Below are 25,288 nucleotides of genomic sequence, written 5' to 3' on the forward strand. Positions count from 1 at the left end.
CAACTGGCATTAGTCCGGACAGAAGGCAATGCCTACAACAGTAAGTCGTTTTTAAATTAGGAACAGATTTTTAGCGATGATTACAAATGCATTTGGTTTAACATTGATTTTGGAATAACAATCTGGAAATGAAACGGAGTCTTTTTATATTTTTATTGATACTTGCAGGTGTAACTGGATTCCGGGATTCGTATGCGCAGGGTGAACAAAGTGCCATTGTATTTTCAGGGATGGTTGTAGGTGGCAAAACCACGGAGATTTTGCCTGGTGCCACAATTTTTATTGTAAATGCGGGCAGAGGAACATTGTCCAGAAGTGACGGTTCTTTTACGATCAAGGTTTTTCCTGGGGATAGCATTGTTTTTGGTTATGTGGGTTTCAAAAAGCAATACCACGTTATCCCAAGAAGCTATAATTCAGATATTTACTCCGCAATCGTAGCATTGCGGGAAGATGTGGTGACGCTTTCAGGTGTGACCATTTACCCTTATTCTACGGAAGAGGAATTTAAGAAGGCATTCCTCGAATTGAAGCTGCCCGATCAGGCGGACCGCGATGCACTCGCGAGAAGCACAGATCCTGACTACATTAACAGAATGGCGGCGCAGGTTCCTAATAATGCGCAAACCAATTACCGTTATTCGATGGATCAGCTCCTCTTCGGGCGTGAATCATCGGCAAATAAAGGTTTTGCAACCACATTCCCTTTCCTGAACCCATTTGCCTGGGCCAATTTTATCAAATCAGTGAAAAAAGGTGATTTGAAACAAAAAGATTGGAGAAAAGACCTGAATGCGGCTCCCCGCGAGAACATTACCAAGCAGGATTTTATCCCGCCAATGCCTGAAAATGAGATTAAGAAAAACGGCCAGTAATTAAACCACTGCCGGATCAAATTTCCTTAGAGCCACATTAATGCCATCAAAAGTGGCAAAATGCTGCTGCGTAACCCATTCCCCGAGATTGATATATCGCGACCGCGCATTGACCTGCATATCCAGCACCAGATGCCGGTGCCCGAAAATATAGAAATCATGGTGCTGCGTTTGCTCCACTTCCCGGCAATATTGGAATAACCATTCGTGGTCCGCACCCATAAATCGCTCCTCGCCTTTGTTAACATTGGCAATCCGGCTTCTTTTCGACCATTCCATTGCAATCCACATGCCCACATCGGGATGCACGATCCGGAAGATCATTTGAAAAAAGCTGTTTTCAAAAACCTTTTTCAAAAACTTGTAAGTGTCGTCGCCAGGCCCTAATCCATCGCCGTGACCTACCAATACGCTCTTGGAAATGCCTTTTGTATTGAATGTAAACGAGACGGGATTCCGATAAATCACTGCACCCACTTCCTCCGTCAGGTAACCCGACATCCACATATCGTGGTTTCCGGTGAAAATAATCAGTTCAATTCCTTTATCTGAAAGCTCCGCAAGCTTGCCGAACAACCGCACAAAACCCTTAGGAACCGCCTTTTTGTATTCGAACCAAAAATCAAAAATATCGCCTACTAAAAAAACGACCTGTGCATCGTGCTGGATAGATTCGAGCCAGCTGACAACGCGTTTTTCCCGTTCGCGGCTTTGTGCAGGGGTGGGGACGCCAAGATGATAATCAGATGAAAAATAGGCGCGGCGGCCATCTTGCAAGTGAATCGTCTTTTTCTCAAAGTGAAAGTTCATGCGGAAGTTTAAATGCGCTGCAATTTACAATCTTCCTTTTAATTGATGCGGGATAAAGCCTTCAAATCGGCTGCAAGCCGCTAACTCAATTAGTTTCAGCCTGCTTATCTTAATGTGTATATTTAATAAGGTATTTATCCAATTTAAAATCAGCACATTATGGAAAGATTATATGTCATACTCGTCTCGGCAGTTATTACTTTTTGTTCAGGGACAGCATTTGCGCAGATACGGATCAGCGAACCCGGACGGGTGGTGGAAAGACAGGCAGAAAACCGGGCTAACCGGAAGATTGATCAGGCGGTTGACAAAGGTTTTGACTCGGTGGAAGAAGGGATTGGTAATCTCTTTAAAAAGAAAGACAAGAAAGCAAAGGAAACGGAAGGCGCAAAACCTGATGCAAATGCTGATACGAAGTCTGGAAGTGAAGCTTCATCTGATATTAGTAATGAGGCAACTGCGGAGAGCGGAACACCTGCAAAAGCCGCAAAGCCAAGTTTGAAATCATATAGTAAGTTTGACTTTATTCCTGGTGAAAAAGTAGTGGCGGTGGAGGATTTCGCACAGGATGCCGTGGGCGACTTTCCGGCTAAGTGGAACACCAATTCATCCGGTGAGGTCGTTACCATTGAAGGAACCGAGGGTAAATGGCTGATGCTAGGCCCGGAAGGCGTTTTTTATCCTGAATTTGTAAATAAACTTCCTGAAAATTTCACGCTGGAATTCAATCTGGCCACAACATCCGAATTCAGTTTTTATTCGGGTTATTTAAGGACTATTATTGCCGAAGTAGCCACTCCGGCCAAGGATTTCGCCAATTGGAAAGGGTTTGATGGAGGCAAAAAGAACGGAATCGAGCTAGGCTTGCATCCCAAGGACGCGGGCGGCAGCCAGGGGTTGGCCATGTTCAATGTCTTTGGCGAAGAGGACGCTTCCTCGATCATGAAAAATGAAAAGAGTTTTCCAGCTTTCCACGTGCCCGAGCATAATGTTGTAAAAGTGTCGGTATGGCGGCAAAAAGGCCGTATGCGCCTTTATGTAGACGATTATAAAGTTTGGGATTTGCCGCGTGCATTCAATCCCGAGAAAAATTACAACTTCATAGCATTCTCCAACCAGGGTTATCACGAGGAAGCGAACCGTTATTTTATTTCAAACCTGCGCATTGCTGTGGGCGCGCCCGATACGAGGAGTAAGCTGATCACCGAAGGTAAATTTTCTACAACGGGCATTTTGTTCGATGTAAACTCTGCCAATATCAAACCGGAATCCTACGGCGTGCTCAAAGACATTGCCAATGTGCTGACAGAAAACGGCACGGTTAAAGTCAAAATTATAGGCCATACCGATAGTGACGGTGATGATGGCAGCAATTTAGCATTATCGAAAAAGCGCTCCGAGGCGGTGAAAGAAGCATTGTCGAGGGATTTTTCGGTTGACAAAGGCCGTTTGGAAACGGACGGAAAAGGCGAGAGCGAACCGGCGACGCCCAACACAACGTCGGAAGGGAAGGCCAATAATCGCAGGGTGGAGTTTGTGAAATTGTAAGCGGGGCGTGGTTTTTTAGCAGTCTCTTTCTAGATTGCGCACCGTTTACAACCCATGATAATGAAAAGATATTTTGCTTCCTTAATGATTGTTTCCGCACTTGCTTACAGTGCACCCATTTTTGCTCAGGCCCCCAAAAAGATCGCGGCCGACAAGCAGCGTGCTGCTATGTGGCAACCCGCGAAAGGCCAGTATTATTTCAGCCATTCGCTGGTGTATGATTATGAAAACAAGGCTGATCAAACCAAAGGGACAATCACCATTTACCTTGACCCGGTCAGCGGTGGAATGTGTTTTAAAAAAGAGAGCAGTTTCGGAAAAGGCGGTAAGGACTTCGATTTCGTGATCGGTTTTCCAGATGGCAAGTACATTTTCTGCGGCGCCGATGAAAATGGTAAAAAGATCAGGATTAACGAAGCGGTGGGTGCATTGAAACCTGGCCCTGACACCAAAGCGCAGGCAAGGGAAGATTTCTCGACTTACTGGGCAGCGACGGGAAACAAACGGGATGATTTTGGTTTTGAAAGTCTCGAATATAATGTGAGCTATGCCACTTCCGAGAACAAGGATACAGTTTGGCTTGCCAAAACGCCGTTTAATGTTTACCCCCTATATGGGCTGGAATTTGTAGAAAGCGCAGTTGCTATGCCCACTTCCTTGGATTATATGCATCTTTTGGAGCCTAATCAGCTGGTTGCTGAGATCAGTTCAAAAGACACGATTCTAAAACTAAAAAGCTTCGGCAAAGATCCAATAACAATCTCAACCAAAGGCTACACAGCATTCAAAACAGAATAAAAAATTAATAAAAAAACATTTCCGTCCCTTTAAAGGGACGGGAAATGTTTTTTTTATTCTGGAATTGCTTCTGCTCTTTCTGCTTTTACTTCTGATAGCGGGCGCATATTGGCTGGGATTTCTTGCTCGTCCTCTTCTGCGGTGTATGGGAAAACATCCAGAATCGGTGTTAAGACAATATCCGTAGTCTCGTAAGGGATCAGGAAATTACGCATGCTTTCATTGATCCTGTCGAGCGCTTGCTGGATGCCATCCGCGTTCACAAGCATATAATTCACGATTTTCTTCTCCTTACCGCTTTTCTCATCCACTGAAAAGTAGATCACTTTTGCTTTAAACCACTGCTCTCCTTCCTCAAATGCGAACAAATCCGCAAGCCGCATACGCGAAATGCTCATCACGCTGAACTCGCTGGCGCCGGTTACAATTTGCTTGTAAAGCCTGGCCTCAGACTCTGTATATGAAACGGCGTCTACCAGATAAACCTCATTGATTGTTTTAAGACTCCCTGCCTCATCCTCTTTTTGATACCGAATTTTCCCTAAATACCAGCTCGCCATATTTGTAGTTTTGTTTTCTTAAAAGTAGGCAAATGTAAACGCTTGGGTGAAGGCGTGCAAAAAATATAGTCACAAACTAATAATCGATGCGCGGTGCATGCGTTCTGATACCTACTGTTTAACTTGCGAAAAATATTTTGATAATGAAAAAGAACATTTGGGTCCTTGTACTCATGATTGTAGCCGGTGTGGTGTCGAGTTGCGGAGTCGGCCGCCAGGTTGCTGATGCCAAAACTTTTGGAGATTGTAAATACGACATTGCGTCCGTCGACAGCGTTTATCTGGCTGGAATTGACATCAAGGAATTTCGCAACATTCGCAGTTTCAGCGATTTTGATCTGGCAAAATATCCCGGATTGGCAATGGGCCTTTTGAGAAAAAATGTGCCTCTGGATCTTCGGGTTAACATTGATATTACAAATCCAACCAAGAAGCGTGCTGCGATCAATCAGTTGGAGTATAAAGTTCTGCTTACAAACAACGAGATTTTTAATGGTTTCCTGAGCCAGCTGATCGAAGTTATGCCAGGAACAAGTCCCACAAGAGTTCCGGTGCGGTTGAATACCAATGCTTACCAGTTGCTATCCAACGACAAAACGCGTGATGAGTTCGTTAATATGATCCTGGCATTAACGGGTAAGGCCGATGCAAAGCCTACGAAATTCCAGGTGAAGATCCGGCCAACGCTTGATGTGGCCGGAAAACAGGTTAACTATCCGGGATACATCACATTCGAAAAGGAAATCACCAGCAAAATGCTGGCACGCTAAGATCTAAATCACACAGTTTTGAGAATACTTGTAGACAACCCGTATCTTTTTCAATATTTCAGCCTAGTCGTTCTCCTGCTTGTTTTATTTGGGATAAGCTTTTATAAAGGTCAGGTTGCTTTAAGGAAATGGTCGGGAATAGGGCTGATCATTACGCCGGTTGTCTATTTTTATCTCATTCTGGAAGCCTATACATTGAATATTCCTTACACGGATGACTTCAATCTCCTGGAAACGGTCCATAATTTCCATGTTGCCAATGGGTTTGTAGGCAAGATTGAAGTGCTTTTCGAGCAGGTCAATCAGCACCGTTTTGCATTTGAAAGAACTGTGATGCTGATCATGTACTTTTTTACGGGTACGGTCAACATTAAGACACAAATTTTGCTCGGTAACCTCGCGTTACTGGGCATTTTTTATTTACTCTTTCTCACATTTAAGAAAGAGCAGATTTCGTGGTATTACTTCATTCCCGTTCCCTATGTGCTTTTCAATCTGGTTTATTTTGAAAACGCTGTGTGGGGAATTGCCGCTATCCAGAACACCCCGCTGATTTTTTTCGCGTTGCTTTCCTCTTACGGAATGGGCAGGAATGATCAGAAAGGTTTTTATTTAGGAATTGCTGCTGCGCTTTTGACCACATTCACGAGTGGAAGCGGCATACTAACCTGGATTATCGGAACGTTGATTCTGGCTTTACAGAAAAGATTCAAATTGCTGTTTGTGTGGCTGGCAATCGCCTTGGCCATTGTGCTCTTCTACTTCCTATTTGATTATCAGGTAATTCCTTCACACACTGGTTCGGTGTGGCCGCACCCGATTTTCAACCTCATATTCGTGTTCGCATTTTGGGGTAATGCATTTTATCTCGACTTCATACATCCAATCGCTAATTCGTTTTACGCCGACATGATCTGGTGCGTTCTGCTGGGAGCCGGCATTTTGCTGGTTTTTTGCATTTGGCTGGTAAGGCTGTTTCTTGCCAGGAAAACGGTTTGGAGCGATTGGTTTTTATGGGGCGCAATGATGTTTGCAATGGGAACGGGCGCAATGTTTGTCATTAGCAGGCCCATCAGCTCCTATGTAATGTATGGCGGCAATATTTTTTCGCGGCGTTACATGATCTTTGGTGTAGCGTTGCTGGCGACGGTTTACGTCTGCGTCATAATCCTGGCAAAAAATTTGCGGCATGTCAAACGAATTGCGGCTCTCCTTGGCTTATTTTGCTTCATTGCACTGAACTTCGTTAGCTATTATTTATCCGTCACAAGCATTCGGAAATTTCACGAAGACCTTGCAATCGACAGTTTTTATTGGAAAAATCATAAAACATTCCTGACCACGGGTGACAATTTCGGTGACATTCCATTCTGGAACCACCCAACCAGAATGAGTAACCTGATCGACACCTTGAATGCTAACAATTTGCTCGATTTTGGTCAGTATAAAGACTTGCCTGAACACAAGCGCATCATTGCGGAAACAGGAAATAAATTAGTTCATTATCAAGGGGAATTTGATTTGAAGATTAGTTATGTAAAAGACCTTAATAATGTGTCCTCCAAGTTTTTGCGCTTTGAAATAACGCATAATGGGCCTTCCAAGCCGGTTTATTTTGTGCTTGCTTCCAATGATCGCACCCTTTTGCTGCCGGCGCTTCCGGTTCCCAATTCGGTAAGTGATTTGCTGAAAAGTCATAGTTATTACGGATCAGATTATCAATATTCACTGTACAGATCCAAGCTCCCGGCGGGGTTATTTGAAGTTTGGATGATGGAGAAAGACCCGGTTGCGCCCGGGAAATGGAAGTCTTATTTTACAGGCAAAAGCATTTCCCTGATTTGACAAGACACTAGCCGATAAATAGCTGATGAAAATACTTACCTATAACCTCAATGGAATCCGGGCTGCATTGCGGAATGGTTTGATAGAATGGTTAAGCACGATTTCTGCGGACGTTTTATGTTTTCAGGAAGTGAAAGCAACGCCCGATGTTGTGGATCTTTCCGGTCTTGAAGTACTGGGTTATGAGCTGGTGGGCTGGCATGCGGCTGAGAAAAAGGGTTACAGCGGGGTCGCTATTTTCTCAAAAATCCAGCCCGACATGGTCTCCGCAGGTTGTGCTATTCCCACCTATGATGCGGAGGGCCGGATCTTACGGGCAGACTTCGGCGATATCACCATTTTGAACTGCTACTTTCCGTCCGGAACGAGCGGAGAAATTCGCCAGGGTGTGAAAATGCAGTTTTTAGGAGACTTTTTCGATTGGGTTACGGAATTAAGAAAAGAGCGTCCTAACCTGATCATTTGCGGCGATTACAACATTGCGCATAACGAAATTGACATTCATGATCCGGTCAGGAATAAGAAAATGTCCGGTTTCCTGCCAGAGGAAAGAGAATGGATGACCAAGTGGTTTGGTAATGGTTATACAGATGCATTCCGTTTCAAAAATCCCGAACTCCGGGAATATTCCTGGTGGACTTACCGCGCAGGCGCACGTGGCAACAACAAAGGCTGGCGCATTGATTACATTTCAGTGGCGGATAGCATTAAAGACCGGATCATTTCGAGCCGGCAATTCAATGACGCCGTCCATTCGGATCATTGTCCGGTGTGGTTAGAAATTGAATCGCCATATTCACGGAGCGACTCATAAATTTTGTATTTTTGATCAAAGCAAGATTCAAACAAAAGCGTTATGGACATGCCAATGCCGGTGACAATGAAGATGGGAGACCTGATGAGTGAGGAAGAATTCTTCCAGTTTTGCCAAATGAACGACACACTAGAGTTCGAAAGGGACTCGCAAGGAAATATTATACTTATGTCTCCAACAGGATCATTTACAGGGAAATTTAATGTACGATTCATTGCTCATTTATCTCAATGGAGCGAAGCTGCACAACTCGGTGAAGTTTTCGATTCTTCAACCGGCTTTACATTGCCAAATGGAGCAGTCAGATCGCCGGATGCTTCATTCGTAACCAGTGAGAAATGGGATGCACTCTCAGAAGACCAGCAGGAAACTTTCGCCCCCATTTGCCCTGATTTTGTGATTGAAATCCGGTCTAAATCCGATGAGCTGAAATATTTACTAGATAAGATGAAAGAATACATTGCCAATGGTTGTAAACTCGGTTGGTTAATCGATCGTCTGGAGAATAAGGTTCACATTTACAAAGCAGGCCAATCGGTCGTCATTCACGATTCATTGGATGTAATACTTTCTGGTGAGGAAATTCTGCCTGGTTTTTCTTTAAACCCTGGTTCACTACTTAAATGATCAGGCGTATTCCGTTCTAATTCAATACAAGTTGTTCCGTTACTTCTTTATTTACAAGCCGTTTGGAATGCTTTCCCAGTTTACGCGGGAAGGTGACCATTTAACGCTTGCGGATCTGGGTTTCGAGTTTCCTAAAGACATTTATCCGGTTGGTCGTCTAGACGCCGATAGCGAGGGATTGTTGTTGTTAACCAATGATAATTTTCTCAAAACAAAGGTGTTAGATCCCAAAAACAAGCATTCCAAGACTTATTACGCGCAGGTTGAAGGCGTCATAACGGAAGAAGCCTGTGAAATGCTTCGCAGCGGTGTGCAAATTTCTATTAACGGCAAAAAACACCTGACGCTCCCTGCGAAGGTCGATGCAATTGACGAACCTTCACTTCCCGAGCGCAACCCGCCGATCCGTTTTCGACAGAACATTCCCGTTTCCTGGGTTTCCATCTCCATAGGTGAGGGCAAAAACAGGCAGGTAAGGCGCATGACCGCCGCCGCCGGTTTCCCGACATTAAGACTCGTGCGCTGGTCAATTGGTAAAATTTCTCTTGCTGATAAAACAGGCGAATTTCCTAAACCAGGGGACGTATGGGAAGTTACGGCCAAAGACGTGCGCCGCGTGTACGACTGAGATAACGGTTGCTTTCACAAAACCTCGGTGCAATGTTGCCAAACCGGAGAGAAGGCTTAATTTTGTACATATCCTTTTCTTAAAATAAGGCTGATCGTTGGCAAAGGCACAAAAAGAGACTCCGCTTAATAAACAATACAATGAGATCAAGGCCAAGTATCCGGGGGCGCTGCTGCTTTTTCGTGTAGGGGACTTTTACGAGACTTTTGGAGAAGATGCCATACGTGCCTCAAAGATCCTGGGCATCGTGCTTACACGCCGGAATAATGGTGGCGCGCACGAAGAATTGGCCGGTTTTCCCCATCATTCGCTTGATAATTATCTTCCTAAGTTGGTTCGTGCAGGAGAGCGTGTGGCCATTTGCGATCAGCTGGAAGATCCTGCTGCTGCGAAGGGCATTGTGAAAAGAGGTGTGACTGAACTGGTTACACCGGGTGTTTCGCTCAACGACAATGTGCTCGATACGCGCAGAAACAACTATCTCGCCGCAGTGCACATCGGACCCGATAACATTTACGGGATTGCTTTCCTGGACATTTCCACGGGCGAATTCATGACGGCGCAGGGGAATGCGGCCTATATTGATAAAATGCTTCAAGGTTTCAGTCCGGCCGAAGTGCTTTTTTGCAAAAGACACAAACAAGAATTCAATCAGCTTTTTGGCGGGAAATACCATTCTTTCCAGCTGGACGACTGGTGCTTTGGCTATGAATACGGTTATGAGCAGCTGATCGGCCATTTTCAGACAACCACATTGAAAGGTTTTGGGATTGAAGCGCTGCCGATGGGGATCATTGCAGCGGGTGTGATCCTTCATTATCTGCGCGAAACCGAGCATAAGGAAGTGGGGCACATTGGCCGTATTACGCGTTTGGAAGAAGAAAAATACGTGTGGCTCGACCGTTTCACAGTAAGAAACCTCGAACTCGTTTACCCGCAACAAGAGGGCGGTGTGCCATTGATCCAGATTTTAGATCAGACCGTGACCCCAATGGGTGCGCGTTTGCTTCGGAAATGGATCGTTCTGCCGCTAAAAGATAAGTTAGCGATTGAAGACCGGCTCAATACTGTCGAACACTTTCTTGAAAACGAAGATCTGCATGAGACGATAACGCAACATTTGAAACAAATTGGGGACCTGGAACGGCTCATTTCAAAAGTTGCGGTAAAACGGATAAACCCCCGCGAGCTGGTTCAGCTGAAAAAGTCGTTGAAGCAAATTGGCCCGGTTAAGGAGTTGATTTCAGGCATAATTAATCAGGAAGAAGAAAAATCAAGGAAAGCTGGCAAGAAACAGATTTCCACCCAAGCCATTGAAATACTAAAAAAATATGCGGATCAGCTGAATCCTTGTAGTTTTTTGGTTGATAAAATTGAAAATGAGATCCGTGACGACGCACCGATCCTGACTAACCAGGGCCGGATCGTAAAAAGCGGCGTTGATCCTGAGCTAGACGAATTGCATGCGATTTCCTATGAAGGGAAAGATTATCTGATCAAACTGCAAAACAGGGAAATTGAGCGTACCGGCATCGGATCATTGAAAATCGCTTATAATAAGGTTTTTGGCTATTATCTGGAAGTGACGCACGCGCATCAGAACAAAGTCCCGGCCGATTGGATCAGAAAGCAAACATTGGTCAATGCGGAACGCTACATTACACCGGAACTAAAAGAATACGAAGAAAAGATCCTGAATGCCGAGGACAAAATTTCAGCGATTGAATACCGGATTTTCAGCGAATTAATGTTGATGGCGGCAGAGTATGTGAGCACCGTGCAGCAAAATGCACTGGTGATATCGACACTCGATGCATTAAGCTCATTCGCCACAATTGCCCGGAAAAATAATTATATGAAACCCACTATCAGTGAAGGTAATGAGCTGGATATTAAAGACGGCCGCCATCCGGTTATTGAACAGCAGCTGCCAATAGGCGAAAGTTATGTGCCTAATGACCTGTTTCTGGACGATATGGTGCAACAGATCATTATCATTACAGGGCCTAATATGGCAGGTAAATCGGCGCTTTTGCGGCAAACAGCACTCATTGTCCTTATGGCGCAAATGGGATGTTATGTGCCAGCAAAATGTGCTTCAATTGGTCTGGTCGACAAGATTTTTACCAGGGTAGGGGCAAGCGACAATTTAAGCCGCGGCGAAAGTACATTCATGGTGGAAATGACTGAAACCGCAAGCATTCTGAATAATCTGAGCAACCGCAGTTTGGTTTTAATGGACGAAATCGGCCGTGGGACAAGCACTTACGATGGCGTTTCCATCGCCTGGGCCATTGCAGAATACCTGCATAATCAAGCGGATTGCAGGCCAAAAACTTTGTTTGCGACACATTATCACGAGCTTAACCAACTTACGGAGGATTTCCCGCGCATCAAAAATTTCAATGTGGCTGTCAAGGAAGTGGATAACAAAGTGATTTTCCTGCGGAAGCTAAAACCAGGTGGAAGTGCGCATAGTTTCGGAATCCACGTGGCCCAGATCGCGGGTATGCCTCAGCTTATTGTGTTGAGGGCCAGTGAAATTATGCAGCATCTGGAGAAAGATCATGTGACGCACGAGCATAAAAAAAGAGTCAGAGAAATTCCCAAAAACAACTTTCAGCTCAGCATTTTCGAACCGGCCGATCCGCGTATGGAAGAGCTTAAAGAGAAATTGTCGCTTGTAGACGTCAATACATTGTCACCCATTGAAGCACTGTTGAAATTGAACGAATTTCAGAAAATAGTGAAGAAATAACCGAGTAATGCACTTTATATTTTACCAATTTAATCTCCTATCCCTTTTATGAAAAACGCAACGCGGTTTCAATTGATGGCCATGATGTTCCTGCTCTATTTTATATGGGGATCGTGGTACGGGCAAATGAGTAAATACCTGTTCACAGCGCTTGGCGCATCCGGGGCTCAGGTTGGGAATGCTTATGCTGCTTTTTCAATTGCGCAGATCATCGCTCCTTTCTTCGTCGGAATGATTGCCGACCGTTACTTTGCTGCACAAAAAGTGTTAGGCGTTTTAAGCTTAGCAGGTGCAGCTCTTCTTTTCGTTCTCACCGGCGTTGACGACCCGGATAATTTTTTCTGGATTATCCTTGCCTACTGTATTTCTTTCGCGCCTATGATGTCGCTGACTACTTCGATTGCCATGCAGCAGGTTACCAATTCAGAGAAAGATTTTCCGGCGATACGTGTAATGGGAACAGTTTCCTGGATTGTAGTTTCTAACATTATTGGGTATTACGGCTTCGGGGATAATGTAATGATCTTTAAGATATCAATGGTTGCATCCGCATTTTTGGGTGTCTACTCTTTCTTTTTGCCAGACACCCCGCCGAAACCAAGTACAAAAACGTCGTTTTCGGACATCTTGGGCCTTGATGCATTCAAACTTTTCAAAGACCGTTCGTTTGCGATATTTTTTATCTCTTCCTTGCTGATCTGTATTCCTTTGTCGTTCTATTACGCCATGGCCAACCCGTCGCTCACAGATTCGGGTATGACCAATGTGGAGAATAAGATGTCGTTGGGGCAAGCTTCGGAAGTCGTTTTCATGCTGCTAATTCCACTTGCTTTTAGCCGTTTGGGGGTTAAATGGATGTTGGTTGTAGGTTTGATCGCGTGGATCATTCGTTTTATCGGCTTCGGTTATGGGGATGTAAATAACGAATGGCTGCTTTACATGGCAATTATTCTGCACGGTGTTTGTTACGATTTCTTCTTTGTTACCGGCCAAATTTATACAGATAGCAAAGCAGGCGAAAAATATCGTTCTTCTGCACAGGGGCTTATTTCAATCGCAACTTACGGGATTGGGATGGGAATTGGCTCATGGCTTGCCGGTCTGGTTGCTGATATGTACACAGTTAACGGTGTAAAAGACTGGACGAGCATCTGGATGGTGCCAGCGGGTATTGCAGCAATTGTTCTGGTGCTTTTTGTACTTTTCTTCAAGGATAATAAAGTGAAGGCGACCGACTAAAATAAGAGTTAGCGCAAGAAAAAACCTGTAAGTTGATTCTTACAGGTTTTTCTATTAATAGCATTGTCAATTCATCTATTTAAATCAATAATCATCGTCGTCATCGGCAATGTTCCGGCTGTAATTTTTAGATCCGCCACCGCCTCTTTTATGATCGGCGCCGCCTTTTCCAAAACGGTCATCCGATCTGGGCTTGCCTCCAAATCCTCCTTTATCTCCATAACCGCCGCTTTGGCCACGGTCGCTGCTTCTATATCGATCATTGTTTCCGCCTCCTGAACTTTTGTCACCGCCGGAATAACCTCCTCCGCCGCTGTAACCTCCGCCACCCGTGCTGCCTCCAGTGCCTGGGCTGCTGGGCCTGTCTGTGCTGCTGCCTTCCGTGCGGGGAGGCCTTGTAAAGCCTCCTTCTCTTCTGGGGGCACCAGCGTCCGTTCTTGCTTCTTTTTTCTGCGATTCGTTTACAACCAACGGGCGTCCATACATGTCAGCACCATTCAAATTGCTAATTGCCAGCCTTGCTTCTTCCTCGTCCGGCATTTCAACAAAGCCGAAACCTTTGCTTTGACGAGTGATCTTGTCAATGATAATTTTCGCGGAGCTCACTGTTCCAAATTTTTCGAAAGCTTCACGCAATTCGCTTTCTTTCAATTTAAAAGAAAGACTCCCAACAAAAATGTCCATGGAAACGACTTGTTTTAATTTAATTTTTAGGTTATAAATATATTTATTTTAACTGATAAGCCACGACACCATTTTTTGCGAATGTCGGTACGTAGACGATTTTCTTAACCGAATCATAACCAATGTCCGCCGAATTTGTTTTGTCTGCCGCAGTATCTAGCAACTTCTCTGTTGTCCCGTCGGCCTTTACGTAATAAACTACGCCAGCCCAGCAAGACACGATGTATTCTCCCGGTATAACCTGCTCAATGCCATCGGTGCTTTTGTCCATTCCTTCTGCAACAATGCTTACTTTTTTGTCGGTACTAAGTCGTTTCAATGTGCCCGCATCCGCGATCAACAGGTCCGAACCAACTGCCAGAACGCCATTAGGCCTGGTCAGATCTTCAAAATAGATCGATACTTTGCCATCCTTAATTAAATGGACTTTCTTCGTATCCGAATCAGAAACGTAAATATTTCCATCGGAATCAATCGTGAGGTCGTTCAGGAACTTGGATCCTTCTACGGCATGTCTGTTTAAGATTTTTCCAGCCTTGATATCGATCTCAACAACGTCCGTCACGTCCGTGACGAATAGTTTGTTGCCCTTGATGCCCATCCCTTTTGGCGCATGCAGCCCCGTAATCCAGTCTTTATTAATGATTTTACCGTCCAGTCCAACTTTTCCGATTGCTCCTTTTCCATCTTTTTCTCCCGCTTTTCCGTCGATCTGGGCCACATATAGCAGCTTGTCCTGCGCGCTGTAAAAAACAGATTCCGGCACCGGAAGTGAAGCATCAGTTGCCCATATCTCCGTTAGGGAATGTTGCGCATTGCCAGCCACCGCAGCCAATAGCAGCGATGCCGTGAATAGTAGTTGAATGGATTTCATGTTTTTAGTTTGCGTGGATATGTTTCCTGACAGGCAAGATTGACTAGGAGTGATATACCTTTCTGATTTACCAATTTTTGATACTTACTCAAAGCTAAATAAAAATGGCCAAAACAGTTCGTTGCGGCCAATTTTAAATTTTTTTATAATTTAATCCTCAAATCGTAAACGAAGTCTTTGATTTCCAGAATCCGGAAAGCGTCTTTGTGATTGAATAGGGGATTGAGCAGATAATTAAATTCCTCGGGCAGGATTGCAGAGGGGATTTCCAGAAACGCGTGAGAAGATTTTTTCAATAATGTTGTTCCAAAATCTTTAGTCGAAGCAGGAGCCGGTGCGTCGCGCCAGTTGCCAGGTAGTTCCGGAATACCGACCTGATGAATTTTTAATGGCGCCAGCTCAAACGTAGTGATACTCAATGCCCTGGGAATGTCATCAATGCTGATATTCGCAGTGTATTCCAAAAGAGCCAATGCCCGGCTCGCCGAAGTATAAATGCACGGAGTCAGTTTGTGGTTCCAGCGTCCGCCGTAAAGCCTGGCGCCTTCTCCTTCCATATCGTGTGCGTATTTGGTGCGTCCAACCCGGTAAACGATCATATCGGATTAAGAATAAACACCGTAATCAATCCGGCCAATAATATTTTTGACTTCTTCCCGCCCGAACTGGTTATCCAGAAGATCATATGGACTCTCGCCTCCCAACGCCCGGTTCGGACTGAATATCCAGCGGTTGAACCGGTCTACATCCTCAAAAACCTCATAACCATAAGAGTAAATGTCCGCAAGGCTTACGATTTTTTCGCTCACGGTAGGATTGAATTTATCAGGCCCTTTCTTATTAATAAGTGTTGCGCGCGCCACTGACAATGTTGCCGCCAGCTGATCATAATCCATACCGATTTTATCCTTAAAGCCTTCCAGATCCGTTTTGCTTATCCCGCGCTTAACAACGTGCATTTTTTCTATGGCAGTCATTTTACTTTCAGGTTTTTGAATGTGTGTATTGAAAATAATGCTTGCAGGCACAAAGCTCGACCCATAGGTTGCCTGCAAATCAGAGAACTCTTTTGACTTCAAGTTCTCTGTATCCAAATAAGCCTTTTTATCGCGCTGTGCCACAAGACAAATTTACACTTATTAGAGTATACTTTTATACTGATTTGAAATAAAAAAAACCTCCGGCCATTTGCAGGAGGTTTTGGATATCAAAACACTTATTTCTTTTTCTTCTTCTTGGAGGTGGAGGCAGTCGGTTCAGCGGCCGTTTTAGTCAAATCCGCTATTCTGATATTCCTGAATTTCAGTTCTGAGCCGTGACCTAAGAAGCCTAAATGCCCGCTTGTGCGTTTCAATCCGGGATGTTCCTTGCGGTCTACTGTGCCGTTTTTGCTTGCTTCGGCCAGGTCGCCGTCCAGGATGACAGTTCCGTTCAATGTTACTTTTATCTTGGAACCCTGCACGCGCACTTCCTCGTAATTCCATTCGCCCATGGGTTTCAAAAAGCCTCTTTTCGCCGGAATAATGCCATACGCGGAGCCGTGATACTGATATTCATGCAAGTCCTTATAAATGTCGGCATCATTGTCCAGAATCTGAATTTCGGTCCCTACATATGCTGCGTCGCCTTCCATCGGCGTCCTGATTCCGAGTCCGTTATTCGCTCCCGGTGTTAGCTGGAACTCAAAACGGAAGTCGAAATCGCTGTATTCGTCCTTGGTATACAGGTTTCCTTTGCCGCCTTTCTTGGGATCAACAACCAATGCGCCGTTTTCGATGAAATAATCGGTGCGGTTGCCAACCCAGTTGAACATATCGGTTCCATCAAAAAGCACTTTAAAGCCCTCTTTTTTCTCAGCATCCGACAATGTAAACGGCTCAGGACGAGCAATTTCTCTTACGTACACATCCCTGTAGTTGATCTGATTTCCGTGCGCCTGCAATTCGATCTGTTCTTTGGCAAAAATAGGGAGGTTACGGTCCCAATAATTTTCCAGGATCACATTATCTACGACATTCTCCCCATTCAGATCCACAGAAATGCGGTCACCGATCATCGTAATGTGAAATGTGTTCCAGTTGCCGATTGCGTTGTCGGCCAGTTTTGAAGGCTTACTTTCGTTGGTTTTATTGTTATACAAACCGCCTGACCCAACTTGTGCGCCTACACTCACCCGCGACGTGTCCCAGATCTGCACCTGAGGCGTTCCGCGCAGATAAATGCCCGCATCGCCATCTTTCTGGATTTTCCAGTCTACAAACATTTCAAAATCACCATATTGCTTCACCGTGGCAAGGTTGTCGCCGTGGCCGGAAAAAACGAGTTCTCCATCTTTGGCAAACCAATCTTTCTGTGCAGCTTCATCTGCCTTTTTTTGTTTGTAAGCCAAACTGTCGGCGCTCATCTTGCCACGAGCGATCGGGTTTTCAACCAGACCTTTCCAGCCGGAAAGATCTTTTCCATTAAACAACGCTACAAAGCCTTGGTCTTTTGGGAGCTCGGATAAATGCCTTTTGATTGATTCTCTTTGATATTCAGCATCTTTTCCTTTCAGCAAAGACGAAGTTTTTGTGAGCAAATCACGAATTTCAGCACCGTAAAAATTCTTATTAGCCAGCGCGATCGACATCACAGCTTGTGCAGCAGCTTGTTCAGTCGCCGGATTGTCCAGATATTTTCCTGCAAAAAGCAATGCGTTGAATGTTCTCAAACGAGGCAGTTCTTTCAGGATCATTTCCTTTTGTGCATCCGTTTTTGCTAATGCCATGGCTTCCCGAAGCATAATTACCTTATTAACAGGCGTTTTGGTTGATTTCGTAGCCGCAGAAACATAGCCTGTCAATGCTGAGTTGAATTCATCCGCATCTGTTGTTTTCCTGGCAATCGCCAGCAGCTCATTAGCAACACTCGCATCAGACCATGCCGCCAATGCAGCAATTGCGGCCTTTTTTGCACTTGCATCACCACTATTGTAAGCAGAAACCACTGAATTCGCTGCTGTTTTGCCGCCTATGCTTGCCAAAACGGCCAGGTAATTCGACTGTTTGTCAGCCGGGGACGCTTGCATTTGTTTTAAGATCGCGTCTGTTTGAGCCTTTGTATCGCCGGCGCCTTTCACGCCCGCAGCCACCGCTTTTTGAATGGCAGCCATTTGTTCTGCATCGCTCACTGTGTTGAGCAGAATGAACATCTGCGGCAGATCATTCGGAGTAGTAAGCGATTTTAGCGCTGTGTAAGCAGATTTCGAAACCTCAGCATTTGGACTTTTCAGCAACGCAAACACATTACTAAGCTTCGAACTCGCTTCCCGTGCAGCCAAAACGTCAATAGCGGCTGATTGTGCTGGTGCGGGAAGCGTTGGTAATGCTGTCGCCAGTTGGTTTACAACCGCATCTCCTTTAATGGTTAGCAAACTGCTTTTAACCGCGGCAACTTCATCCGCATTTGCAGTTTTCAGAACGTTGATTAAACCCGGAAGACTTTTTTCCTGGCCTATTTTTCCAGCCGCCCAAATTGCAGCCAGTTTTACCTTGCTATCCTTGGCGCTTAATGATTTTTGAATTGCAGGCAAAGCATCAAGGGAATTAGCGTGGCCCAGCATTGTAATAATCTCTGCCTGGACTTCCGGTTTGGCCTTTTTCATTGCATTTAGCCAGGGCGTTGTACCGTCTGCCATGAGGTATTTTTGGCCTAATTTCAATGCGGCAATCCGGTATTCAGGATCAGCGCTTTGCAATGCACTCACCAACACAGGAACGGATTCGCGTTTTTTAATGTCGGAGTAAATTTTTAATGCAGCCGAGCGGGTTGGTGTTTGCTTCACGTCCGGCGTGTTTTTGAGCAATGCTAATGCGGCTTTTTCAGCGGCAGGAGTGTTGCCATTCTCTGCCAACCGTGCCAGATATTTGAGATAGACGGCCGTTGCGTCCGATTCGTCGTAACCGAAATTTGCCTTTTGCGCAGCAGCCAATAAAATCTGCTCAGAGGAGGGAGCACCGATTTCCGATAATGCGAATAAGCTTACTTTGCGTAAAAGCAGATCCTCATTCACTGCCGATTTCTCGATCATGGAAGCCGCTTCCTTATAATGCGCACCGCCTAATGCTTCGATAATTGCAATTTGTGTGCTTTCGGGAGCACCTTCCAAACCTTGTAGTAATGCACCACCCGCAGCAGGGGAGCCTATTCTTGCCAATGTTCTTGAAGCCGGGCCTGAAAGTCTCTCATCTTTCAGGTAAGGTCTCAAAACCTCAATGGACTCATCTTTTCCAACGGTCTGCAATTGATAGATCAGGAAATTTTTGGTGTCGGGATCGCTTACTTTGGACAATGCTTCTCCGTAAGCCTCAGCCGCAATTTTGCGAAAATCTTCTTTCCCAGCCTGTGAAGCGTAGTAAGTGAACCCACCGATGGCGTATTGAATTTTGGTATTATCCCCCTTACCAAACGGCGAAAGCATGGATGCGATCTGCATCAAACCCGGCTTGCCGAGCTGGCCAAGTTCTTCCATGTTTTTCTTTAATGCAGCTTCGTTTTGGGAAGGAAGTTTGGACAGTAGCGCTTTGGCTTTGGTCGCCAGTGCGTCGTCCGTTTGAGCCCATGCCTGCGATATCAGCATGCTGAGGGCCAGAATGGTAAATATTTGTTTTTTCATGAATGGTCAAGGATGGAAATGAATGGGTGCAAATTTTGGAACAACACGGATCAAATGGTCCATGGGCCGCGCATGGGCTGGTTAATCAATCGGTTTGCACCTTCATCATCGATAAATTCTTGTTTTTCGGGGTCAAATTTGAGAGAGCGGCCCAGCCTCAATGCTGCCAGTCCCATATTTACAATGGTGCAGGAGCGGTGGCCGTTTTCTTCGTTCAGCGCAAATTTTTTGCGGTTTTTGACGGCGTCCACAAAGTCGGTAACCTGAGGCTCTGGATCCGGGAATGCGGCCAGTTTCCTTTCAAGATCTGGGATGTCGGATTGGAAATTAGGGAACAGCTTTCCTTTCGGGCCTTCAATGTAAGCCACTTTTTCATCTTTCGCCTCACCGTCCAGCACGATCTGGCAGCCATCGGCATAAGTGTAAGTGATTCGTCGCCAGGTTCCTACGGCTTCTGTGTGCTGCTGGGGAGCGTCCACTTCCACGCTTACCGGGCTTGTGTCATCTTTGCCAAGAAAATATTGGATGGGGTCAATGTAATGCTGGCCCATATCGCCCAATCCACCGCCGTCATAATCCCAGTAACCCCGGAAGGTCTGGTGCACGCGATGCTCGCTATACGGTTTGTAAGGCGCAGGTCCGAGCCACATTTCATAATCCAGCTCGGCCGGAACGGGCTGCGGAACATTGTTTGTATTGCCTACCCAGTAAAATTTCCAGTCAAAACCGGTATGCTTGCTCACGGTAACTTTCAAAGGCCAGCCCAGCAAACCGCTTTGAACCAACTTCTTAATGGGTTTTACAGGCGTTCTCATGCCGTAAAAGTTATCCTGAAACCTGAACCAGGTGTTTAACCGGAAAATCCGGCCGTGCTGCTGCACTGCTTCCACGAGCCTTTTCCCTTCACCGATTGTGCGGGTCATCGGTTTTTCACACCACACATCTTTTCCGGCGCGGGCTGCATCTGCGGCAATGATTCCATGCCAATGCGGTGGCGTGGCCACGTGTACAATGTCAACTTCCGGGAGCTGAATGACTTCGCGATAATCGGAGAAGGTTTTTACGCCTTTATCCACCATGCCAACGGCTATATCCAGGTGTTTTTTGTCCACATCACAAAGCGCAACGACTTTGGTGCCTGCATAAGGAATGTGGCCGCGGCCCATCGAACCGGTGCCTACGATGGCTTTGGTCAATTGGTCGCTGGGGGCGATGAAACCTTTGCCAAGAACATGGCGGGGAACAATGGAAAAAGTGGCCAGCGTCGCCAGTGAGCCTTTGATAAAGGTCCGTCTGGACGCAGAGGTGCCCGTCTTTTCTTTCATTAGTTAAGGATGTTTAGGAAATAAACTTATTAAGTAGGGAGTGAATTTAGAATAATAATCAGAATGTAGCAAAGCAGCGATTTGGAATGGAAACATTAAAATCCGATTACTTTATAATGAACCAGGATTTCCTCTAACATTCCTATTTCGTGCTTAAAGCGGAATATTCCCGTGTTTTTTTCTGGGCAAAACGTCTACTTTATTTTCCAGCATTTCAAAAGCCCTGATCAATTTTTCGCGTGTCTGGTCGGGATAAATGACTTCGTCGATATAGCCCCGGAATGCTGCCCGATAGGGGTTTGTGAATTTTTCAGAGTAGTCTTCAATTTTTTCTTTCAGCTTTTCAGCGGGGTCTTCTGCTTGGGCGATTTCACGTTTGAAAATGATCTCTGCTGCGCCGCTCGCACCCATTACGGCAATTTCTGCGGTAGGCCATGCAAAGTTCATATCTGCGCCAATGTGTTTGGAATTCATCACATCATAAGCGCCGCCGTAAGCCTTTCTGGTGATGACGGTGATACGGGGAACGGTGGCTTCGCAAAACGCGTAAAGCAACTTGGCACCGTTGGTAATGATCGCATTCCATTCCTGATCCGTCCCCGGCAAAAACCCCGGAACGTCTTCCAAAACCAGCAGCGGAATGTTGAAACTATCGCAAAACCTTACAAAACGAGCCGCTTTTTGGCTGGAATGAATGTCGAGGACACCTGCAAGAACGGCAGGCTGATTGGCCACAATGCCGATGCTCCGCCCCGCAATTCGCGCAAAACCGACCACAATGTTTTCTGCAAAATTCTGGTGCACTTCAAAGAAACTTTCCGGATCGGCGATTTCAGCGATCACCTCACGCATGTCATAAGGCTGATTGGCATTGTCCGGGATAACGCTATTTAAAGCAGGACGGGATTCATCTTGGGTCTCATAGGGAACGCTTGGAGCATTTTCCTCGCAATTCTGAGGCATATAGCTGAGCAGCTTTTTAATGTTCAGCAAACATTCTACTTCATTGGGTGAAACAAAATGCGTGATGCCCGATTTGGTCGCATGCGTCATTGCCCCGCCCAGTTCCTCGGCCGTAACCGTCTCGTGCGTGACGGTTTTAACCACGTTAGGGCCGGTCACAAACATATAACTGGTGTTTTCGACCATTAGTATAAAATCAGTGATCGCAGGAGAATAAACCGCGCCGCCCGCGCACGGTCCCATCACAGCGGAAATTTGCGGAATGACGCCCGACGCCAATGTGTTTTTATAAAAAATATCCGCATAACCAGCCAGCGAAAGCACGCCTTCCTGAATCCTGGCTCCACCCGAATCATTCAAACCAATCACAGGGGCGCCGTTTTTCATGGCGAGATCCATGATTTTGCAGATTTTCTCGGCATGCGTTTCAGAAAGCGAGCCGCCGAAAACGGTAAAATCCTGCGCAAAAACGTAAACCAGCCGACCATTGACCTTACCATAACCTGTAACCACGCCATCACCCAGATAATGTTCCCTATCCAGTCCAAAATCCTTGCTCCGGTGCATTACAAACTTCCCGATTTCCTCAAATGTGCCTTTATCGATCAGCACCATGATCCGCTCGCGGGCGGTTAGCTTGCCTTTTGCATGTTGTGCCTCAATCCTTTGCGCACCTCCACCCAACTCGGCCTCGGCATTTTTCTGATCTAAAAGTTCTTTTTTTGAAGTCGCGGAAGATACTGATCCCATGTAATACGGACGATATGGTTACATTTGTTCTTGTAGAGAATCTAAATATACTGTCATTTTACTGATTCGGGAAATTATTGCAACTTATGAGGCAGATCGGATTGTGCACGTTCATTTTAGCGGGAATCATCTTTGGCTTTGAACGAACAGCACAAGCGCAATCCATCGGTGGAAGAAGCAAGCTCGACTTTCTTCAACTGCCAGCCCAGGCAAAAAGCAATGCATTAGGCACGCATCACGTTACCATTTCGGGCAATGATCCTGCACTTTTTATCCAGAATCCTGCGCTGCTCGATTCTTCCAAAGCCAATAATGTTTCCATAAATCTGATGCCCTATCTGGCGGATACGCGGTTCGTGAATGCGGCTTATGCGCGTCGGGTTGGCAAATCTGCTGGCGTGTGGGCGGTTGGTTTGCAATATCTTAATTACGGAACAATGGTGGAAACCGACGACATTGGCAATGTAATAGGGGAGTTCCGGGCGGCGGATTATGGGTTATCTGCCGGTTATGGGCATAGTATAGGCGCTTTTACAGTCGGTGGAACATTGAAAATGGTCGGCGCTTCGGTGCAGTCGTACAATGTGTTCGGCCTGGCGCGGGACTGGGGTGGGGTTTTCAAGCATCCGGAGCAGGATCTTGCTATTGGTTTTGCTGTTAAAAATATGGGTTTCGTCAAACAGAACTATTCAGGGTTAAGCGATCCTGCGTTGCCGTTGGATGTCCGTCTCGGCATCACATTCAAGCCGGAATATATGCCGATCCGCGTTTCGCTAACTGCGCATCATTTGAACAAGTTTGATATGGTTTACAATGATCCGAACCTGTTTTTCACTTACGATGATAATGGCAACAAGGTCCCGAAAAAAGTAGGCATAGCAGAGAAATTAAGCCGTCATCTTTCCTTAGGAGCGGAGGCATTGCTGCATCCGAACTTCCGCGTTATGCTGGGTTATGACCATTTGCGCAGGCAGGAACTGAGACTTTCCGACCGTGGCGCATTGGCCGGGTTTTCATTTGGTGCCTGGATGCGGATTAAGCGGTTTGAGGTCGGTTATGGTCGCTCGCAGTATGTTACTGGTTTTGGAAGTAGTTCATTATCAATTGTTATGAATATGAAAAATGGTTTTGCAAAAGAAACAGTCAAAGTAAGGCCTTAGCTTCCTGATTTGTTTTGCTAATGTTAAGTTTTGTTCATAATAGCTTAATCTTTAGGTAAAGTCATAGCGCCTTGGTTCGCCTAGTTTTGTTAAAAACTATCTCACCATGGCGATGAATTTTAGCTCTATTCCAAAAAATGCCCTTACTGCGCTGGTTTGCGGCGCAATGACTTTTTCTGGCTGCATTAAGGATCACAACGATCCGCCTGTGGACTCTTCAAAACTGATCGACCGCTCGGTTAACCCATCGTTGGTGCGTTCATTACCAGGATTTGAAGATCTGAAAATCACTACTTTGATCAGCTCTGACGACAAATTGCAGGATTCGCCTGATTTTATTTACGGTGCTCAGCCAGATGGCGGCGCTTTTGTGAAAAACCCAAATGGCGAAGGTTTTGTGATGATCAACAACCACGAAATTCTCTTCTCCGTTTCGCGCGTTTTTCTTGACAAAGAATTGAAACCTGTAAAAGGTGAATACATTGTTGACGCAGAAGGTGGGCAATGGAGACTATGCTCGGCCACTTTGGCTACACCGCAGGAACATGGTTTCGGGCCGTTGTTCCTGACAGCGGGTGAAAGCAGTGCGGAGTCGATGACACATGCGATCGATCCGTTTGCGCCAGCAGATAAAAAGAATAAAACAAGAACGGTTAGCGCATTTGGAAAATGGAATGCTGAGAATGCAGTGCCGCTTCCTAAGGATGCATTTCCAGGCAAAACAGTGATCATTATCGGTGAAGATGACACAAACGGCCAGCTTGTGGCTTACGTTTCGGATGTGGTTGGCGATTTGAACAATGGTAAATTATATGCATTACGCCGCACAAACCAGGAAAGTGTGGAGACGGATATGGTAAAAGGCCAAACTTATGATGTTGAATTTGTTCCTTTTGATAATGTAAAAACGAGCACTGGCGCAGAGCTGCAAATGCAGACAGTGGATAAGAAAATGATCCAGTTTGCGCGCGTTGAGGACATTGATTACCGTAAAGGCGGCATTGGCGTTGGTCGCGATATTTACTTTACTGCAACGGGTGTTAGCCAGGCGGATAAAATCACGCCGGTAGCCGGAAAAAACATGTGGGGCCGCGTCTACAACCTGAAATTCGACGAGACCAATCCTTTGAAAGGCAAGTTGCAGATCATTATGGATGGCGAAGACAAGCCAGGCAGCTTCATTGTGAACCCGGACAATATTTGCGTGACCAAAAACTTTGTTTACGTGCAGGAAGACGGTGATTCATTCTATAAAAACAATGATCACGACGGTACGATCTGGCAATATAACCTGGCTACGAAAGAAAGCAAAGCGATGCTCCAAATGCACCACCGCAGAGAAGATCCAACATTCAATGCAAAATATAACTCGGTGGCAAACAACTCATTGAGCAGCTGGGAATACGGTGCAATGATTGACATTTCGGATGTTGTGGGCATTCCCGAGACATTCATGATCAACCTGCACCCGCACACTTGGCAGGACGAAAAATACAAAGGCGCTGACGGCAGCGGTATCTCTACAAACAAGGAAGGCGGACAAACTGTGATCGTTCGCGGAATTAAGCAATAACACGTCTTAGCAAGATTACCAGAAGGCCTTCCT

The 25,288-nt window shown here is 45.7% G+C and carries 21 protein-coding genes; 12 read left to right on the forward strand and 9 right to left on the reverse strand.

Annotation, left to right across the window (positions count from 1 at the left end):
- Nucleotides 1-128 precede the first annotated feature (128 nt).
- On the forward strand, nt 129-875 hold the full coding sequence (locus tag MUK70_RS27985; protein ID WP_234657053.1) for a carboxypeptidase-like regulatory domain-containing protein: 747 nt from the start codon (nt 129-131) through the stop codon (nt 873-875).
- Here the strand turns inward: MUK70_RS27985 and MUK70_RS27990 are convergent, their stop codons facing one another.
- Nucleotides 876-1,685 carry a UDP-2,3-diacylglucosamine diphosphatase gene (locus MUK70_RS27990; RefSeq protein ID WP_234657054.1) on the reverse strand — a complete coding sequence of 270 codons (810 nt, stop codon included), beginning with the start codon at nt 1,683-1,685 and terminating at the stop codon, nt 876-878.
- Between the two features lie 159 nt (nt 1,686-1,844).
- Here MUK70_RS27990 and MUK70_RS27995 point away from each other — a divergent pair, with 159 nt between their 5' ends.
- Entirely contained in the window at nt 1,845-3,233 is a 1,389-nt protein-coding gene (locus MUK70_RS27995) for an OmpA family protein (protein WP_234657055.1), read from the forward strand.
- 60 nt (nt 3,234-3,293) lie between these two features.
- Complete coding sequence (locus MUK70_RS28000; protein WP_234657056.1) at nt 3,294-4,031, forward strand: hypothetical protein; 738 nt, start codon at nt 3,294-3,296, stop codon at nt 4,029-4,031.
- A gap of 53 nt (nt 4,032-4,084) precedes the next feature.
- Here the strand turns inward: MUK70_RS28000 and MUK70_RS28005 are convergent, their stop codons facing one another.
- Nucleotides 4,085-4,591 (reverse strand): DUF4494 domain-containing protein, encoded by a 507-nt coding sequence (locus tag MUK70_RS28005; RefSeq protein WP_234604088.1) that lies wholly within the window; start codon nt 4,589-4,591, stop codon nt 4,085-4,087.
- Between the two features lie 143 nt (nt 4,592-4,734).
- On the opposite strand from MUK70_RS28005, the gene MUK70_RS28010 reads away from it, so the two are divergent.
- The 7 genes from MUK70_RS28010 (at nt 4,735) to MUK70_RS28040 (ending at nt 13,272) form a co-directional block, all read left to right on the forward strand.
- Complete coding sequence (locus MUK70_RS28010; RefSeq protein ID WP_234657057.1) at nt 4,735-5,361, forward strand: hypothetical protein; 627 nt, start codon at nt 4,735-4,737, stop codon at nt 5,359-5,361.
- Between the two features lie 18 nt (nt 5,362-5,379).
- Nucleotides 5,380-7,206 carry a hypothetical protein gene (locus tag MUK70_RS28015; RefSeq protein WP_234657059.1) on the forward strand — a complete coding sequence of 609 codons (1,827 nt, stop codon included), beginning with the start codon at nt 5,380-5,382 and terminating at the stop codon, nt 7,204-7,206.
- A gap of 25 nt (nt 7,207-7,231) precedes the next feature.
- Complete coding sequence (locus MUK70_RS28020) at nt 7,232-8,020, forward strand: exodeoxyribonuclease III (RefSeq protein ID WP_234657060.1); 789 nt, start codon at nt 7,232-7,234, stop codon at nt 8,018-8,020.
- 42 nt (nt 8,021-8,062) lie between these two features.
- Nucleotides 8,063-8,647 carry a Uma2 family endonuclease gene (locus MUK70_RS28025; RefSeq protein ID WP_234657062.1) on the forward strand — a complete coding sequence of 195 codons (585 nt, stop codon included), beginning with the start codon at nt 8,063-8,065 and terminating at the stop codon, nt 8,645-8,647.
- A gap of 31 nt (nt 8,648-8,678) precedes the next feature.
- Nucleotides 8,679-9,275, forward strand: a complete 597-nt coding sequence (locus MUK70_RS28030; RefSeq protein WP_234657063.1) for a pseudouridine synthase — start codon at nt 8,679-8,681, stop codon at nt 9,273-9,275.
- Between the two features lie 97 nt (nt 9,276-9,372).
- Nucleotides 9,373-12,033, forward strand: coding sequence for a DNA mismatch repair protein MutS (gene mutS, locus MUK70_RS28035; RefSeq protein WP_234657064.1), 2,661 nt, complete (start codon nt 9,373-9,375; stop codon nt 12,031-12,033).
- A gap of 48 nt (nt 12,034-12,081) precedes the next feature.
- Nucleotides 12,082-13,272, forward strand: coding sequence for a nucleoside permease (locus MUK70_RS28040; RefSeq protein ID WP_234604081.1), 1,191 nt, complete (start codon nt 12,082-12,084; stop codon nt 13,270-13,272).
- A gap of 84 nt (nt 13,273-13,356) precedes the next feature.
- On the opposite strand, the gene rbp is transcribed toward MUK70_RS28040, so the two are convergent.
- The 7 genes from rbp to MUK70_RS28075 all read right to left on the reverse strand — a co-directional run bounded on the left by rbp (nt 13,357) and on the right by MUK70_RS28075 (nt 22,522).
- A complete protein-coding gene (rbp, locus tag MUK70_RS28045; protein WP_234657065.1) occupies nt 13,357-13,956 on the reverse strand; it encodes an RNA-binding regulator in 600 nt (199 codons plus the stop codon).
- A gap of 43 nt (nt 13,957-13,999) precedes the next feature.
- The gene (locus MUK70_RS28050; RefSeq protein WP_234657066.1) at nt 14,000-14,830 is read right to left on the reverse strand and encodes an SMP-30/gluconolactonase/LRE family protein; all 831 of its coding nucleotides are present in this window, start codon (nt 14,828-14,830) and stop codon (nt 14,000-14,002) included.
- 143 nt (nt 14,831-14,973) lie between these two features.
- A complete protein-coding gene (locus tag MUK70_RS28055) occupies nt 14,974-15,429 on the reverse strand; it encodes an RES family NAD+ phosphorylase (protein WP_234604075.1) in 456 nt (151 codons plus the stop codon).
- Between the two features lie 6 nt (nt 15,430-15,435).
- Nucleotides 15,436-15,924: an Xre family toxin-antitoxin system antitoxin gene (locus MUK70_RS28060; protein ID WP_234657067.1), complete on the reverse strand. Its 489-nt coding sequence runs from the start codon at nt 15,922-15,924 to the stop codon at nt 15,436-15,438.
- A 122-nt stretch (nt 15,925-16,046) separates the two neighbouring features.
- The gene (locus MUK70_RS28065; RefSeq protein WP_234657068.1) at nt 16,047-19,484 is read right to left on the reverse strand and encodes a DUF1080 domain-containing protein; all 3,438 of its coding nucleotides are present in this window, start codon (nt 19,482-19,484) and stop codon (nt 16,047-16,049) included.
- Nucleotides 19,485-19,534: 50 nt separating this feature from the next.
- On the reverse strand, nt 19,535-20,809 hold the full coding sequence (locus tag MUK70_RS28070; protein WP_234604071.1) for a Gfo/Idh/MocA family oxidoreductase: 1,275 nt from the start codon (nt 20,807-20,809) through the stop codon (nt 19,535-19,537).
- A gap of 153 nt (nt 20,810-20,962) precedes the next feature.
- Nucleotides 20,963-22,522 carry an acyl-CoA carboxylase subunit beta gene (locus tag MUK70_RS28075; RefSeq protein WP_234657069.1) on the reverse strand — a complete coding sequence of 520 codons (1,560 nt, stop codon included), beginning with the start codon at nt 22,520-22,522 and terminating at the stop codon, nt 20,963-20,965.
- Nucleotides 22,523-22,608: 86 nt separating this feature from the next.
- Between MUK70_RS28075 and porQ the strand changes: the two genes are divergently transcribed.
- Nucleotides 22,609-23,682 carry a type IX secretion system protein PorQ gene (gene porQ, locus MUK70_RS28080; protein WP_244784565.1) on the forward strand — a complete coding sequence of 358 codons (1,074 nt, stop codon included), beginning with the start codon at nt 22,609-22,611 and terminating at the stop codon, nt 23,680-23,682.
- A gap of 106 nt (nt 23,683-23,788) precedes the next feature.
- Complete coding sequence (locus MUK70_RS28085; RefSeq protein WP_234657072.1) at nt 23,789-25,255, forward strand: PhoX family protein; 1,467 nt, start codon at nt 23,789-23,791, stop codon at nt 25,253-25,255.
- Nucleotides 25,256-25,288: the final 33 nt, after the last annotated feature.

Origin of the sequence: Dyadobacter chenwenxiniae (assembly GCF_022869785.1) — a bacterium.
GTDB lineage: Bacteria > Bacteroidota > Bacteroidia > Cytophagales > Spirosomataceae > Dyadobacter > Dyadobacter chenwenxiniae.

Excerpts from the sequence above, each read along its gene's own strand:
- MUK70_RS27985 (WP_234657053.1), top strand. The coding sequence starts at position 129 with ATGAAACGGAGTCTTTTTATATTTTTATTGATACTTGCAGGTGTAACT.
- MUK70_RS27990 (WP_234657054.1), bottom strand. The coding sequence starts at position 1,685 with ATGAACTTTCACTTTGAGAAAAAGACGATTCACTTGCAAGATGGCCGC.
- MUK70_RS27995 (WP_234657055.1), top strand. The coding sequence starts at position 1,845 with ATGGAAAGATTATATGTCATACTCGTCTCGGCAGTTATTACTTTTTGT.
- MUK70_RS28000 (WP_234657056.1), top strand. The coding sequence starts at position 3,294 with ATGAAAAGATATTTTGCTTCCTTAATGATTGTTTCCGCACTTGCTTAC.
- MUK70_RS28005 (WP_234604088.1), bottom strand. The coding sequence starts at position 4,591 with ATGGCGAGCTGGTATTTAGGGAAAATTCGGTATCAAAAAGAGGATGAG.
- MUK70_RS28010 (WP_234657057.1), top strand. The coding sequence starts at position 4,735 with ATGAAAAAGAACATTTGGGTCCTTGTACTCATGATTGTAGCCGGTGTG.
- MUK70_RS28020 (WP_234657060.1), top strand. The coding sequence starts at position 7,232 with ATGAAAATACTTACCTATAACCTCAATGGAATCCGGGCTGCATTGCGG.
- MUK70_RS28025 (WP_234657062.1), top strand. The coding sequence starts at position 8,063 with ATGGACATGCCAATGCCGGTGACAATGAAGATGGGAGACCTGATGAGT.
- MUK70_RS28040 (WP_234604081.1), top strand. The coding sequence starts at position 12,082 with ATGAAAAACGCAACGCGGTTTCAATTGATGGCCATGATGTTCCTGCTC.
- rbp (WP_234657065.1), bottom strand. The coding sequence starts at position 13,956 with ATGGACATTTTTGTTGGGAGTCTTTCTTTTAAATTGAAAGAAAGCGAA.
- MUK70_RS28050 (WP_234657066.1), bottom strand. The coding sequence starts at position 14,830 with ATGAAATCCATTCAACTACTATTCACGGCATCGCTGCTATTGGCTGCG.
- MUK70_RS28055 (WP_234604075.1), bottom strand. The coding sequence starts at position 15,429 with ATGATCGTTTACCGGGTTGGACGCACCAAATACGCACACGATATGGAA.
- MUK70_RS28065 (WP_234657068.1), bottom strand. The coding sequence starts at position 19,484 with ATGAAAAAACAAATATTTACCATTCTGGCCCTCAGCATGCTGATATCG.
- MUK70_RS28070 (WP_234604071.1), bottom strand. The coding sequence starts at position 20,809 with ATGAAAGAAAAGACGGGCACCTCTGCGTCCAGACGGACCTTTATCAAA.
- MUK70_RS28075 (WP_234657069.1), bottom strand. The coding sequence starts at position 22,522 with ATGGGATCAGTATCTTCCGCGACTTCAAAAAAAGAACTTTTAGATCAG.
- porQ (WP_244784565.1), top strand. The coding sequence starts at position 22,609 with ATGAGGCAGATCGGATTGTGCACGTTCATTTTAGCGGGAATCATCTTT.
- MUK70_RS28085 (WP_234657072.1), top strand. The coding sequence starts at position 23,789 with ATGGCGATGAATTTTAGCTCTATTCCAAAAAATGCCCTTACTGCGCTG.